Source organism: Roseibium sp. (assembly GCF_965216085.1).
Taxonomy (GTDB): Bacteria; Pseudomonadota; Alphaproteobacteria; order Rhizobiales; family Stappiaceae; genus Roseibium.
The window spans coordinates 5,726,015-5,738,349 of sequence record NZ_OZ244138.1 but is presented as its reverse complement, the minus strand read 5'-3'; the positions used below and the strand labels follow the sequence as shown (position 1 = coordinate 5,738,349).

Below are 12,335 nucleotides of genomic sequence, written 5' to 3'. Positions count from 1 at the left end.
GGTCTTAACAAAAGGTAAAGGCGCGTCCCGATATGAGCCGCGCCTTTGCCAGTATATTCAATCGATGACAGATGATCAGGTGTTCATGCTGTCGAAGAAATCGTCGTTCGACTTGGTCTGCTTGAGCTTGTCGAGAAGGAATTCGACCGCATCGACCGTGCCCATCGGATTGAGGATCCGGCGCAGAACAAAGGTTTTCTTGAGCCGCTCTGGCGGAACCAATAGCTCTTCCTTCCGGGTGCCGGAACGCTGAATGTCGATCGCCGGGTAAACACGCTTGTCGGAGATCTTCCGGTCCAGAATGATTTCAGAGTTACCTGTCCCCTTGAACTCTTCGAAGATGACTTCATCCATACGGCTGCCGGTATCAATGAGGGCTGTCGCGATGATTGTCAGCGAGCCACCCTCTTCAATGTTCCGGGCTGCACCGAAAAAGCGTTTCGGGCGTTGCAAGGCATTGGCATCAACACCACCGGTCAGAACCTTACCGGAAGACGGAACCACCGTGTTGTAGGCGCGGCCAAGGCGAGTGATGGAATCCAGCAGAATAACCACATCGCGACCGTGCTCGGTCAAACGTTTGGCTTTCTCAATCACCATCTCGGCGACCTGAACGTGACGGGATGCCGGCTCGTCAAACGTCGAGGAGACAACTTCCCCATCAACCGTCCGCTGCATGTCCGTCACTTCTTCCGGCCGCTCGTCGATCAGAAGAACGATCAGATAGCATTCCGGATGATTGTTGGTGATCGACTTTGCAATGTTTTGCAGGAAGACGGTTTTACCGGTCCGAGGCGGCGCAGTGATCAGCGCGCGCTGACCTTTGCCGAGCGGGGCAACCAGATCAATCACCCGGGAAGACAAATCCTTGATGGTCGGATCTTCGATCTCCATCTTGAATTTTTCATCCGGGTAAAGCGGGGTCAGGTTGTCAAAATGTACCTTGTGCCGGGCTTTTTCCGGGTCTTCAAAATTGATTGTGTTGACCTTCAAAAGCGCAAAGTACCGCTCGCCCTCTTTCGGGCTTCGGATCTGGCCTTCGACGGTGTCCCCTGTGCGTAAGGAAAAACGGCGGATCTGGGATGGAGAGACGTAGATGTCATCCGGTCCCGGAAGGTAATTGGCGTCTGGTGAGCGCAGGAAACCGAATCCATCCTGCAGCACTTCCACGACGCCTTCGCCGATGATCTCTACATCTTGAGCCGCGAGGTTCTTCAAGATTGCGAACATCAGCTCCTGCTTGCGCATGGTGCTGGCGTTTTCGACTTCAAGCTCTTCAGCTTTTTGCAGGAGCTCGGTCGGTGTTTTTTCTTTTAGGTCTTTAAGTTTCATTTCCCGCATCGAGTTGGGGTCTTAACGTTGATATGGATATTGGTTTGGAAGGTCGTTCCGGATCCAAGGAGATGGGATGGCCCGGAAGAATCTGAAAGACGTCTAGCTGTGTCCAGATTGTCGGTGAGCGCGGAATGATAACCTACGTTGCGTCACCAATTCGAAGTGCGCGAAAGATACGTTTTTTTTTTTGCAAGTGCAAGCCGGGATTTCTGCCAGTTCTTTAGGCACTTTGAACAGTTAAAGAGAAAAGGCGGCAGTTCTTTTGAACACCGCCTCTCCTTACGTAATTTTCCGGATCAGACTTACAAACCAAAACCTAGAAGGGTTTGCCGATCACCAGAATCACAATGAAGATCATAAGTACCGTCGGCACTTCATTGAGGATCCGGTAATAGCGCGCCGAGCGGGTGTTTTCATCGGCTGCAAATTGCTTCACACATTTCGACAAATGACCATGCACACCTGACATCAGAAACACCAAAGCAAATTTGGCGTGAAACCAAGCGTCGGTCCAGGCTTCCAGTTCATAAGCCATCCAAAGCCCAAACACCCAGGCCGCGATCATGGATGGATTGATGATCGCCTTTAGAAGTCGGCGTTCCATCACCTTGAAGGTTTCTGACTGAACCGATCCGATTTCCGCGTCGACGTGATAGACAAACAGCCGCGGCAAATAGAGCATCCCCGCCATCCAAGCGATGATCGAAATGACATGAAGGGATTTGATCCAGAGAAACAGATCCATCCGGTCAGCCCCTCTTCACCATCTCAACCATACGCGCCACATTTTCCGGATCCGCATCCGGTGTCACGCCATGTCCAAGATTGAAAATAAAGGGTCCCTTGTCGAAGGTGTCCAAGATATGGCGCACGCCATCTTCCAGAGCCGTGCCGCCGGCAACCAACCGCATTGGATCAAGATTGCCCTGAATTGGGGCCTTCTTCTGAATTTCCAGAGCCAAGTGATCGGGCGCTGTCCAATCAAAGCCAACCGCATCGACACCAGTGCCTTCAATATAGGTCATCATCCGCGCCGACGAGGCTTTCGGGAAGCCGATGATCTTTGCCTCCGGCCGGGCAGCCTTCACGCCTTTAACAATTCGCCGTGTCGGCTCGATGCTCCAGCGTTGGAAACCGGCGTCATCCAGAACCCCAGCCCAAGTGTCGAAGATCTGGAGCGCATCAGCACCCGCATCCAGTTGGCGGATCAAATAGCGGATAGACGCCGTTACCAGTTCATCGATGAACCGCTGCATCAAATCCGGATCGCGATAAGCGCCGACACGAGCCGCAATCTGATCTTGTGTGGTGTGGCCAGCCACCGAGTAGCACGCAACGGTCCAGGGAGCGCCACAGAAGCCGAGGAGTGTGGTTTCCTCAGGCAGATCCGCTCTGAGCCGCGATACCGTTTCTATGACCGGTTTGAGATGATCCTCAGCTTTGTCCTGTTCGAGACTGTCGATCAGCTTTGAAGAGAGAGGTTCCAAAACAGGACCACGTCCTTCTTCAAACCTCACTGGATATCCGATCGCGTCCGGCACGACGAAGATGTCCGAGAACAAAATGCTTGCATCAAAGCCATACCGGCGGATCGGCTGGAGAGTGACCTCAGTTGCAAGATCCGGGGAATAGCAGAAGTCGAGGAAGTTTTTCGCCTTGGCTCGAACTTCGCGGTATTCAGGAAGATAGCGGCCTGCTTGGCGCATCATCCAAATGGGTGGCGGCCAGATTTTTTCTCCGGAGAGAACCTTCATCACGGCTCTATCTTTGGACTTCATTCGGTCGCGCCTTTCCCACATTTCAAATCTAATAAGATTCTATATTTGAATCTGTTTTTTCTATTAGGGCGTGGATTACCGGGATCCTTTTTCATCCACAATGCGTTAGCTCAATTTCTAATCTGGGAAAATTCCAAGCAGAAACCGGCGTCAGATACTCCCCAGGAGTCGATAACAAAATTTACAACGCAATTACAGCTATTTAAAAGGATGTTTACCTTTCGTTAGGAATTTGGCCGTCAGTGGACAGCCTGTCGAAATGTCACAGGGCACTTGTTGATCCACACAAGCCCACAGCCTGCCGGCAAACCTTATCCGCGCGTTTAGACATTGTTAATAAATTCAGCAGAGCGGGTATAAAATCGTGCTAGGCAGGAGACAAAGACATTAACTCCCAAATCATCAACAAGCCTGGGGATGAAAGCGTGAATAAGACGAGACACTATTTTCATTTGCATCTTGTCTCAGATTCTACCGGTGAAACATTGATGACAGTGGCCCGCGCGGCAACGGTTCAATACGAAAATGTCCAGGAAATCGAACACGTCTATCCGCTTGTGCGGTCGCACAAGCAGTTGGACAGGGTGATAAGCGAAATCGAGAAAGCGCCGGGAATAGTGCTCTATACGCTGGTCGATGAAGAGATTGCACACCGCCTTGAGCAGAAATGCCGGGAATTGGGAACGCCCTTCGTCAACATTCTGGATCCGGTGTTTGCGGTGTTTCAGTCCTATCTGAATGTCACGCAAACACATCGGATTGGTGGCCAGCATGCGATGGACGCGGAGTATTTCAGCCGCATGGAAGCACTCAACTACACCATGATGCATGACGATGGTCAGATTTGGGATGATTTGGAATCGGCTGATATTGTTCTGCTCGGTATTTCGCGAACCTCAAAAACACCGACCTGCATTTATCTCGCCAATCGGGGGATCAAGGCTGCAAATGTACCTCTGGTGCCCGGCATTCCCCTACCTGACAATGTCAAATCTTTGAAAAATCCGATGGTGGTTGGCCTGATCGCATCGGCAGAACGGATACAACAAATTCGCAGAAACAGAGTTTTGTCTTTGAATTCAGAAGGTTATAACGATCAATATGTCGATCGAAAGGAAATCTCCCAGGAGATCAATATGACTCGGCGTCTGTGTTCTGAACACCAGTGGCCGTTGATTGATGTCAGCCGGCGCTCTGTTGAAGAAACAGCCGCTGAGATCATGACCTTGTTCAAAGATTATAAAGCAGCCCGCGAAAACGGGGTTGCAGAGCAACAGTAAGCCTTTCAGTTCAAGAGGAATTTATGGCACTGGTTTTGGCAAGCGGCAGCAAGATCCGCGCAGAACTTATGAAAAACGCCGGTCTCGCAATCGACGTGGACCCAGCTGATGTCGATGAACGGGCTGTTGAAGAGCCTTTGTTGCAAGCCGGATTTCCGCCGGAAGACCTGGCAAGTGTTTTGGCCGAAGCCAAAGCAAATGACGTCAGCGCCCGCCGGCCGGGAGATCTGGTTATTGGAGCGGATCAGATCCTTGCTTTTGAAGGCGAGCGCCGGACCAAACCGGACGACATGGAAGCAGCCCGCCGCCAGCTTTTGGCGTTTTCGGGCAAAACCCATGAGCTTCTGTCAGCTGTTGTGATTTCTAAGGACGGCGAAGCCATCTGGCGGCATGTGTCCACTGCGCGCCTGACCATGCGAACGCTCACCCCTCAATTTGTTGGGCACTACCTGGCCGCCGCCGGTGATGTTGTGCTGTCGAGTGTCGGTGCCTACCAACTGGAAAGCCTTGGCCTGCAACTCTTTGAAAAGATTGACGGAGACTATTTCACCATCCTCGGTTTGCCAATGCTTCCGCTCTTGGGACAGCTGCGCGAGCTCGGAGAGATCGAGACATGAGCAGCCAAAAAAGAAAAGCAGCCATCACCGGATTTCCGGTCGATCAATCCCGCTCACCACTGGTTCACGGATATTGGCTGAAAAAACATGGCCTTGAGGGTGAATATGGCCGGGTGGCCGTGCAGCCGGAGGAGGCGAAAACCTTTTTCAAGGACTTCAAAACATCCGGTCTGGTTGGGGCCAATGTGACGGTCCCGCACAAAGAAGTCGCCTTCGCGGCGTGCGATCATCTGGACGAAGCAGCAAAGGCCATGGGCGCGGCCAATACACTCTGGCTCGATGAAACCGGAGCTTTATGCGGCGCAAACACAGATGGTCTGGGGTTTTTGGGAAACCTCGACCAACTAGCCCCTGGATGGGATTCTGAAGGCGGAACAGCAGTCGTTTTGGGAGCCGGCGGTGCCGCCCGTGCGATCATCTGGGCGTTGTTATCCCGTGGATTCACATCTGTGCATATCGTTAACCGGACCTTCGAAAAAGCCAAGGTTCTTGAAGATCAATTTGGTTCGAAAACGAAAGCATATCCCTGGGATAAGCTGGGGACACTTCTGGAAGACGCAGATCTCTTGGTGAACACGACAGCTCTCGGAATGGCGGGAAAAGCACCTTTGGAAATCAATCTCGATCCGCTGCCGAAATCAGCTCTTGTCACCGATATCGTCTATGTGCCTCTGGAAACGGAATTACTGAAACAGGCGTCAAGCCGTGGCAATCCGACAGTTGATGGCCTCGGCATGTTGCTGCATCAGGCTGTGCCCGGGTTTGAACGCTGGTTTGGCGTCCGGCCTGAAGTTGACGATGGCCTAAGGCAATTGGTGCTGGAAGACTTGGGAGTTAAGGTGTGATCATACTTGGCCTCACCGGCTCGATCGGCATGGGTAAATCGACAACAGCCAAAATGTTCGCCGAATGCGGAGTGCCTGTGCACGATTCTGACGCAACCGTGCATGCACTCTATTCCGGCCGTGCCGCGCCGCTGATTGAAGCAGCCTTCCCCGGAACAGTCGTTGATAGTGTTGTCGATCGAACTCTGCTCTCGCCGCATGTGCTGGGAAAACCGGACGCAATGAAGCGGCTTGAAAAAATCGTTCACCCGCTGGTTCGCGAAGAAGAAATCAAATTCCTGGATAAGGCTCGCGCCGAAGGCCAGGCTGTTGTTGTGCTCGACATACCTTTGTTGTTCGAAACGAACGGTGACGAACGAGTAGATAGGTCTGTCGTCGTAACCGCGGATCCCGAAGTTCAAAAAGAGCGGGTCCTGGCCCGACCCGGCATGACCGAAGAACGTTTCAATGCGATCTTGGCCAAGCAAATGCCGGATGCAGAAAAACGCCGCCGGGCAGATTTTCTAATCGACACCGGATTGGGAATGGAGTCCGCCCGCCGGTCCGTCGAAACCATATTGAAAGCTGTCAGTGAAATCGGTTGATAGGTTGAGGTATTGGCCGGAAAGTCGCTGAAGACCGGGGAAAACCCTTAGCCGATCTTGCGTAACTGCCATGGGCTTGCGCAGATGGGATTAGAGGCACATAGGCGGCAAAATGCGTGAAATATCTTTCGATACGGAAACCACGGGTCTGAATCCGCGGACCGGTGACCGGCTGGTTGAGATCGGCGGTGTGGAACTGATCAATCACGTTCCAACCGGAAACGTTTATCACGTCTATATCAACCCTCAGCGGGACATGCCGGAAGAAGCCTTCCGGGTCCATGGTCTTTCAGCAGAGTTTTTGTCCGACAAACCGCTGTTTGAGCAAGTTGCCGATGAATTTCTGGAATTCGTCAGCGATGGGACGTTGGTGATCCACAATGCGGCCTTCGATATGGGCTTCATCAACTTTGAGCTGGAACGCTGCGGCCGACGGAGTATTCCAAATACCCAGGTGATCGACACCCTGGAAATAGCTCGCCGCAAACACCCCACTGGCCCTAACTCCCTTGACGCGCTCTGCTCGCGGTATGGGATCGACAACTCCAAGCGCGTCAAACACGGCGCATTGCTCGACGCGGAAATCCTCGCCGAAGTTTATTTGGAGATGATCGGCGGCAAACAGCGCGCGCTGATCCTGGATCCGGATGAAGACGACGTCTTGTCAGCCGCTGCTGAAGGCGCCAGTTCACCCGGTGAACTCGGGTCCTTCAACGCCCGGCCACGTCCGGCACCGTTGGCAGCTCTTTTGAAGGGTGATGAATTTGCTGCCCATCAGGCCTTCATCGAAGGCATGGGCGACAGCGCGCTTTGGAAGAAATACGGCGGCTGAGCATTGCTACCTTGTTGTCGTCCCGGACGACTAAAGGGAGTTCCGGGATCTACTCTCATACCCGCTTGCATAAAGAATTTGTAATACCTTCAAGGCTCTGCAAACGAGTGGGTACCGGTTCGCGCTTTGTTTGACCGGTATGACTTCACAGTGAATGACGCAAGTCTTAAACAAAAAGCCCCGGCGCCAGGCCGGGGTCTGAACTTCTTGATTGAAATGTGATGCGCCTCAAAGCATCGACGGCAAGACGCGGTCCGGCGGGCGGTGGCCGTCCATAAAAGTCTTGATGTTGATGATGACTTTCTCGCCCATCTCGATCCGGCCTTCAATAGTGGCTGACCCCATGTGCGGCAGCAGGACAACATTGTCGAGTTTCACGAGTTTCGGATTGACCGCGGGCTCGTGTTCGAACACGTCAAGGCCTGCGCCAGCCAGCTCACCGGCTTCCAGCATGCGGATCAAGGCGTTTTCATCGATGACTTCACCGCGGGCAGTGTTGACCACATAAGCGTCCTGCTTGAGCAGCTTTAGGCGCCGTGCGGACAACAGATGGAATGTGCCGGGCGTGTGCGGGCAGTGCACAGACACCACATCCATGCGGGCCAGCATCTGATCGAGGCTTTCCCAATAGGTGGCTTCGAGTTCTTCCTCGATCTCGGCAGGAACACGGCGGCGGTTGTGATAGTGGATCGACATGCCGAAGGCTTTGGCGCGCCGGGCGACCGCCTGACCGATCCGGCCCATGCCGATGATGCCCAGGCGCTTGCCCCAGATCCGGTGACCCAGCATCCATGTTGGGGACCAGCCAGCCCAGTCGCCGCTCTCCAGCGCATGAATCCCGGCAGAGAGGCGCCGCGGCACGGCCAGCATCAGCGCCATGGTCATGTCGGCGGTGTCTTCGGTCAAAACACCTGGCGTGTTGGTGACATTGATGCCGCGGTTGTTGGCGGTCACCACGTCGATGTTGTCGACACCATTACCAAAGTTGGCGATCAGCTTGAGATTTTCACCAGCCTGCGACAGAACCGAGGAATCGATTCGGTCTGTCACAGTCGGGACCAGCACATCCGCTGTTCTGACGGCTTCAACAAGCTCGGCCTGACTAAAGGGCCTGTCATTTTCATTGAGGCGCGTTTCAAAAAGTTCGCGCATCCGGGTTTCGACCACATCCGGAAGTTTCCGGGTCACAACGACGACAGGCTTCTTTTTCGCCATACTTAACTGCCTTTCGGGCTACGTTGAGGAATCCTTAACCCCAACGGATTCACCTTGACGCTGCGCGCAGCGCAAGCGGATGACACCACTCCCTTTTCCATACCAGATGATCCGTCAGAAACAAGGGAGATGGCGTAATCCTCAGCCAAACAGATGAGCTGAATTCGCCAAGCTGGTTTTCGCGTTCACTTTTCTGTAGAGGTGTGCCTTAAACAGATGCCCGATAACAATTGGACTTACCGATAATATGGCCCGTTCAATCCCGACCGCGTACTCATTGCTTTTCCTGGGGCTGGTGGTTTTTGGTGCGACAATTTTTCAGTCGCACGCCTTCGCGCAGGGCACGACGACAGGTGCCTCCGGGCTTCCGGTTCCCCGGTTCGTTAGTTTGAAATCGGATCGGGTCAACGTCCGGCTCGGCCCATCGCGCGAACATGACATTGCCTGGACGTTCGTTCAGTCGGGCCTTCCGGTGGAAATCATCCAGGAATTTGAAAACTGGCGGCGGATCCGCGATTGGGAAGGCAAACAAGGCTGGGTGTTCCACTCTCTTTTGTCCGGCCGCCGGACCGCTTTGGTCACCCCTTGGGAAAAGGACAACCGGACACCGCTCCGGGTTCGGTCCAAATCCGATGCCGACATCGTTGCGGAATTGGAACCCTTTGTTCTGGCGACAGTCGGCGAATGTGCCGGCGGCTGGTGCCGTGTCAGCGGCGAAGAATTTAACGGCTGGCTCGATCAGACTAGGCTGTTCGGCGTGTATCCGGATGAACTGATCGAGGACTAATCACAATCGAGCAATAAAAAAGGCGGCCAATCGGCCGCCTTTGTTGTTTCTAGGCAAGTCCCAAATCAATCCGCGCTGGTTTCCTGCGCTTTCAGCTCTTCAAGCTGTGGCATGGACATGATGTTGTAGCCGCTGTCGACGAAATGCACTTCGCCGGTCACGCCACCTGAAAGCTCAGACAGGAGATAGAGCCCTGTGCCGCCGATCTCTTCGAGCGATACAGTCCGATGGAGCGGAGAATTGCGCTTCTGGAAGTTGAACATCAGCCGGGCATCGGACACACCTGAACCTGCCAGCGTGCGGACCGGTCCTGCCGAGATCGCATTGACGCGGATGTTTTGAGAACCATAGTCGGCGGCCAAGTAGCGGACCGACGATTCCAGAGCCGCTTTGGCGACACCCATGACGTTGTAGTTCGGCATCACCTTGGTGGATCCGCCATATGTCAGGGTAATAATCGAACCGCCGTCCGGCATCAGCTCCGCGGCACGTTTGGTGATTTCGGTAAAGGAGAAACAGGAAATCACCATGGTGCGGGAGAAGTTCTCCCGGGAGGTGTCAGCGTATTTGCCGGCCAGCTCGTTCTTGTCGGAAAAACCGATGGCATGCACCAGGAAATCGATGGTGCCCCACTTTTCCTTCAAGGTGTTGAAGACCGCATCGACAGAGTCAATGTCCTCAACATCACATGGCAGCAGAATGTCCGAGCCGACGGAGTCGGCCAAGGGTTTGGCGCGTTTACCAAAGGCATCACCCTGGTAGGTGAAGGCAAGTTCGGCGCCGTGTTCGGACAGGGTTTTGGCAATGCCCCAGGCAATCGAGTGATTGTTGGCAACGCCCATGATTAGGCCGCGTTTGCCCTTCATCAAATTAGACATCAGGTGCTCCTCAGCCGTGGTAGCGCGACATCGCAAGCGATGCGTTGGTGCCGCCAAAACCGAAGCTGTTGGACAGAACCGTGTCGAGACCGGCGTTGTCGACACGGGTTGTCACGATCTCTTCCGGCTTCAGGGCCGGGTCGAGTTCGCCAACATTGGCAGAGGCCGTGATGAAGTCGTTCTGCAGCATCAGCAAGCAGTAGATCGCTTCTTGAACACCGGTTGCGCCGAGGCTGTGGCCGGTGAGCGATTTGGTGGAGGACGCTGGCGGCTGGTTTTCACCGAACACACGACGGATCGCTTCGATTTCGCCAACATCGCCAACCGGCGTGGAGGTGCCGTGGGTGTTGATGTAGCTGACTTTGCGGTCGCCCAAAGTGGAAGTGGCAAGGCGCATGCAGCGCTCACCGCCCTCACCGGACGGCGCCACCATGTCGTAGCCGTCAGAGTTGGCCGCGTAACCGGTGACTTCTGCATAGATCTTGGCGCCGCGCGCTTTAGCGTGTTCGAGTTCTTCCAGAACAACAAGACCGCCGCCGCCTGCAATGACAAACCCGTCGCGGGTTGCGTCATACGCGCGGGACGCGGTTTCCGGTGTGTCGTTGTATTTGGAGGACATGGCGCCCATGGCATCGAACAAGCAGGACAGGGTCCAGTCGAGTTCTTCACCACCGCCTGCAAACATCACGTCCTGCTTGCCGAACTGGATTTGTTCGGTCGCAGCACCAATGCAGTGCGCGGATGTCGAGCAGGCTGACGTGATGGAGTAGTTGATGCCCTTGATCTTGAATGGTGTCGCCAGGCAGGCAGAGTTTGTCGAGCTCATGCCGCGGGTCACCATGAACGGGCCCATGCGTTTCGGTGAGCCTTTTTCAATGACGATCTTATGTGCCTGAAAGAGGTTCTTCGTGGACGGGCCGCCCGATCCGGTGATCAAGCCGGTGCGCTCATTGGAAATGTCTTTTTCTTCCAATCCGCTGTCGGCAATCGCCTGTTGCATGGCGATGTAGTTGTAAGCCGCGCCATCGCCCATAAAGCGGAGCTGACGTTTGTCGATCAGCGACGGAATGTCCACGTCCGGCATGCCGTGCACCTGACTGCGGAAGCCGTGCTCGGCGTAATCTGGCGCAAAGCTAATCCCGGATTTACCTTCGCGCAGGCTTGCCAGAACTTCTTGTGCATTGGAACCGATGGATGACACGATTCCGATCCCGGTGACGACAACGCGTCTCATTGCGGTCTCCTAACATTTCGATGGGCTCTGTATATCTGGCCACATGGCCCGGCCCTTAGAATGGATGAACCGGCGCCTCCCAATTCAGGAGCGCCGGCTGGAACTTTTTGATGCCCTGTTGGGCGGATTTATGCGGTGGACAGGCCCACACGCAGATCTTTTGCCTTGTAGATTTGCTCGCCGTCAGCTTTCAGCCAGCCGTCTGCAATGCCCAGAACCAAGCGGCCTTTCATGACGCGTTTGAAATCAACGCCATATTCCACGAGCTTTGTTTCCGGCGTGACCATGCCTTTGAACTTGATTTCACCGGTGGAGAGCGCCATGCCTTTGCCTTCAAGCCCCTGCCAGCCGAGATGGAAGCCGGTTAGCTGCCATAGGGCGTCCAAACCCAGACAGCCCGGCATGATCGGATTGCCCTGGAAGTGGCACGGAAAGAACCACAGGTCCGGCTTGATATCGAATTCTGCCCGGACATAACCCTTGTCATATTCGCCGCCGGTTTCGGAAATCTCCGTAATCCGGTCGAACATCAACATCGGCGGGAGAGGCAATTGCGCATTGCCCGGGCCAAACAGCTCGCCGCGGCCGCAGGCGAGAAGAGCTTCGTAGTCGTAGCTGGAGCGGCGATCGGTCATTCAATTTCCGTCTTTTTTCCGCAAGTCTCTTTGAACAGAGCTTGTTATGGGTTTGTTTTCGTTTCGATTGTGGCGCCTTCCTAACACAGGGGAACCATGACCGAAAGATGTCGTTTGCGTGAAGTTTGCCCCTTTTTCTGCGGTTTTTCGAACTTATTAATTGCTGCGCTGCATGATTTGTGACGACAAGGCTAAAAGTGGCTTTGTCATTAAAACTTGCATGTTAGGTGCAAGAAATGGCAGATATAGGCCAGTACCGGGGTTTTTACCCTGAGCGAAACCGCGCTTTTGCGGGCCTGGGATGCGCTGAAAGCT

Annotated in this window: 13 protein-coding genes; 6 read left to right on the top strand and 7 right to left on the bottom strand. The window is 54.3% G+C overall.

Annotated elements, in window-relative coordinates; translation table 11 throughout:
• Positions 1-75 precede the first annotated feature (75 nt).
• From rho to hemE, 3 genes are all read right to left on the bottom strand, one after another.
• Complete coding sequence (gene rho, locus ACOOFE_RS26715) at positions 76-1,341, bottom strand: transcription termination factor Rho (protein ID WP_141184251.1); 1,266 nt, start codon at positions 1,339-1,341, stop codon at positions 76-78.
• Positions 1,342-1,651: 310 nt separating this feature from the next.
• Complete coding sequence (gene hemJ, locus ACOOFE_RS26710; RefSeq protein ID WP_420412821.1) at positions 1,652-2,080, bottom strand: protoporphyrinogen oxidase HemJ; 429 nt, start codon at positions 2,078-2,080, stop codon at positions 1,652-1,654.
• Between the two features lie 4 nt (positions 2,081-2,084).
• On the bottom strand, positions 2,085-3,113 hold the full coding sequence (gene hemE / locus ACOOFE_RS26705; RefSeq protein ID WP_420412820.1) for a uroporphyrinogen decarboxylase: 1,029 nt from the start codon (positions 3,111-3,113) through the stop codon (positions 2,085-2,087).
• Positions 3,114-3,601: 488 nt separating this feature from the next.
• Between hemE and ACOOFE_RS26700 the strand changes: the two genes are divergently transcribed.
• The 5 genes from ACOOFE_RS26700 to dnaQ all read left to right on the top strand — a co-directional run bounded on the left by ACOOFE_RS26700 (position 3,602) and on the right by dnaQ (position 7,271).
• Positions 3,602-4,393, top strand: a complete 792-nt coding sequence (locus ACOOFE_RS26700) for a pyruvate, water dikinase regulatory protein (RefSeq protein ID WP_420415644.1) — start codon at positions 3,602-3,604, stop codon at positions 4,391-4,393.
• 23 nt (positions 4,394-4,416) lie between these two features.
• Positions 4,417-5,010 carry a Maf-like protein gene (locus ACOOFE_RS26695; protein WP_420412819.1) on the top strand — a complete coding sequence of 198 codons (594 nt, stop codon included), beginning with the start codon at positions 4,417-4,419 and terminating at the stop codon, positions 5,008-5,010.
• On the top strand, positions 5,007-5,855 hold the full coding sequence (locus ACOOFE_RS26690) for a shikimate dehydrogenase (RefSeq protein WP_420412818.1): 849 nt from the start codon (positions 5,007-5,009) through the stop codon (positions 5,853-5,855). The genes ACOOFE_RS26695 and ACOOFE_RS26690 overlap by 4 nt, the downstream gene beginning before the upstream one ends.
• Positions 5,852-6,439 carry a dephospho-CoA kinase gene (coaE, locus tag ACOOFE_RS26685; protein ID WP_420412817.1) on the top strand — a complete coding sequence of 196 codons (588 nt, stop codon included), beginning with the start codon at positions 5,852-5,854 and terminating at the stop codon, positions 6,437-6,439. The genes ACOOFE_RS26690 and coaE overlap by 4 nt, the downstream gene beginning before the upstream one ends.
• 112 nt (positions 6,440-6,551) lie before the next feature.
• Positions 6,552-7,271: a DNA polymerase III subunit epsilon gene (gene dnaQ, locus ACOOFE_RS26680; RefSeq protein WP_420412816.1), complete on the top strand. Its 720-nt coding sequence runs from the start codon at positions 6,552-6,554 to the stop codon at positions 7,269-7,271.
• A gap of 228 nt (positions 7,272-7,499) precedes the next feature.
• Here the strand turns inward: dnaQ and ACOOFE_RS26675 are convergent, their stop codons facing one another.
• Positions 7,500-8,486 carry a 2-hydroxyacid dehydrogenase gene (locus tag ACOOFE_RS26675; RefSeq protein WP_141184245.1) on the bottom strand — a complete coding sequence of 329 codons (987 nt, stop codon included), beginning with the start codon at positions 8,484-8,486 and terminating at the stop codon, positions 7,500-7,502.
• A gap of 247 nt (positions 8,487-8,733) precedes the next feature.
• Between ACOOFE_RS26675 and ACOOFE_RS26670 the strand changes: the two genes are divergently transcribed.
• Entirely contained in the window at positions 8,734-9,273 is a 540-nt protein-coding gene (locus ACOOFE_RS26670) for an SH3 domain-containing protein (protein ID WP_420412815.1), read from the top strand.
• A gap of 65 nt (positions 9,274-9,338) precedes the next feature.
• Here the strand turns inward: ACOOFE_RS26670 and fabI are convergent, their stop codons facing one another.
• The 3 genes from fabI to fabA form a co-directional block, all read right to left on the bottom strand.
• Positions 9,339-10,151: an enoyl-ACP reductase FabI gene (fabI, locus tag ACOOFE_RS26665; RefSeq protein ID WP_420412814.1), complete on the bottom strand. Its 813-nt coding sequence runs from the start codon at positions 10,149-10,151 to the stop codon at positions 9,339-9,341.
• Between the two features lie 10 nt (positions 10,152-10,161).
• Complete coding sequence (gene fabB / locus ACOOFE_RS26660) at positions 10,162-11,385, bottom strand: beta-ketoacyl-ACP synthase I (RefSeq protein ID WP_420412813.1); 1,224 nt, start codon at positions 11,383-11,385, stop codon at positions 10,162-10,164.
• 128 nt (positions 11,386-11,513) lie between these two features.
• The gene (gene fabA / locus ACOOFE_RS26655) at positions 11,514-12,020 is read right to left on the bottom strand and encodes a 3-hydroxyacyl-[acyl-carrier-protein] dehydratase FabA (RefSeq protein WP_141184242.1); all 507 of its coding nucleotides are present in this window, start codon (positions 12,018-12,020) and stop codon (positions 11,514-11,516) included.
• Positions 12,021-12,335: the final 315 nt, after the last annotated feature.

Coding starts and splice junctions, on each gene's coding strand:
- ACOOFE_RS26690 (WP_420412818.1), top strand. CDS start 5,007: ATGAGCAGCCAAAAAAGAAAAGCAGCCATCACCGGATTTCCGGTCGAT.
- ACOOFE_RS26670 (WP_420412815.1), top strand. CDS start 8,734: ATGGCCCGTTCAATCCCGACCGCGTACTCATTGCTTTTCCTGGGGCTG.
- fabA (WP_141184242.1), bottom strand. CDS start 12,020: ATGACCGATCGCCGCTCCAGCTACGACTACGAAGCTCTTCTCGCCTGC.
- hemE (WP_420412820.1), bottom strand. CDS start 3,113: ATGAAGTCCAAAGATAGAGCCGTGATGAAGGTTCTCTCCGGAGAAAAA.
- dnaQ (WP_420412816.1), top strand. CDS start 6,552: ATGCGTGAAATATCTTTCGATACGGAAACCACGGGTCTGAATCCGCGG.
- fabI (WP_420412814.1), bottom strand. CDS start 10,151: ATGTCTAATTTGATGAAGGGCAAACGCGGCCTAATCATGGGCGTTGCC.
- ACOOFE_RS26695 (WP_420412819.1), top strand. CDS start 4,417: ATGGCACTGGTTTTGGCAAGCGGCAGCAAGATCCGCGCAGAACTTATG.
- rho (WP_141184251.1), bottom strand. CDS start 1,341: ATGCGGGAAATGAAACTTAAAGACCTAAAAGAAAAAACACCGACCGAG.
- hemJ (WP_420412821.1), bottom strand. CDS start 2,080: ATGGATCTGTTTCTCTGGATCAAATCCCTTCATGTCATTTCGATCATC.
- ACOOFE_RS26675 (WP_141184245.1), bottom strand. CDS start 8,486: ATGGCGAAAAAGAAGCCTGTCGTCGTTGTGACCCGGAAACTTCCGGAT.
- ACOOFE_RS26700 (WP_420415644.1), top strand. CDS start 3,602: ATGACAGTGGCCCGCGCGGCAACGGTTCAATACGAAAATGTCCAGGAA.
- fabB (WP_420412813.1), bottom strand. CDS start 11,385: ATGAGACGCGTTGTCGTCACCGGGATCGGAATCGTGTCATCCATCGGT.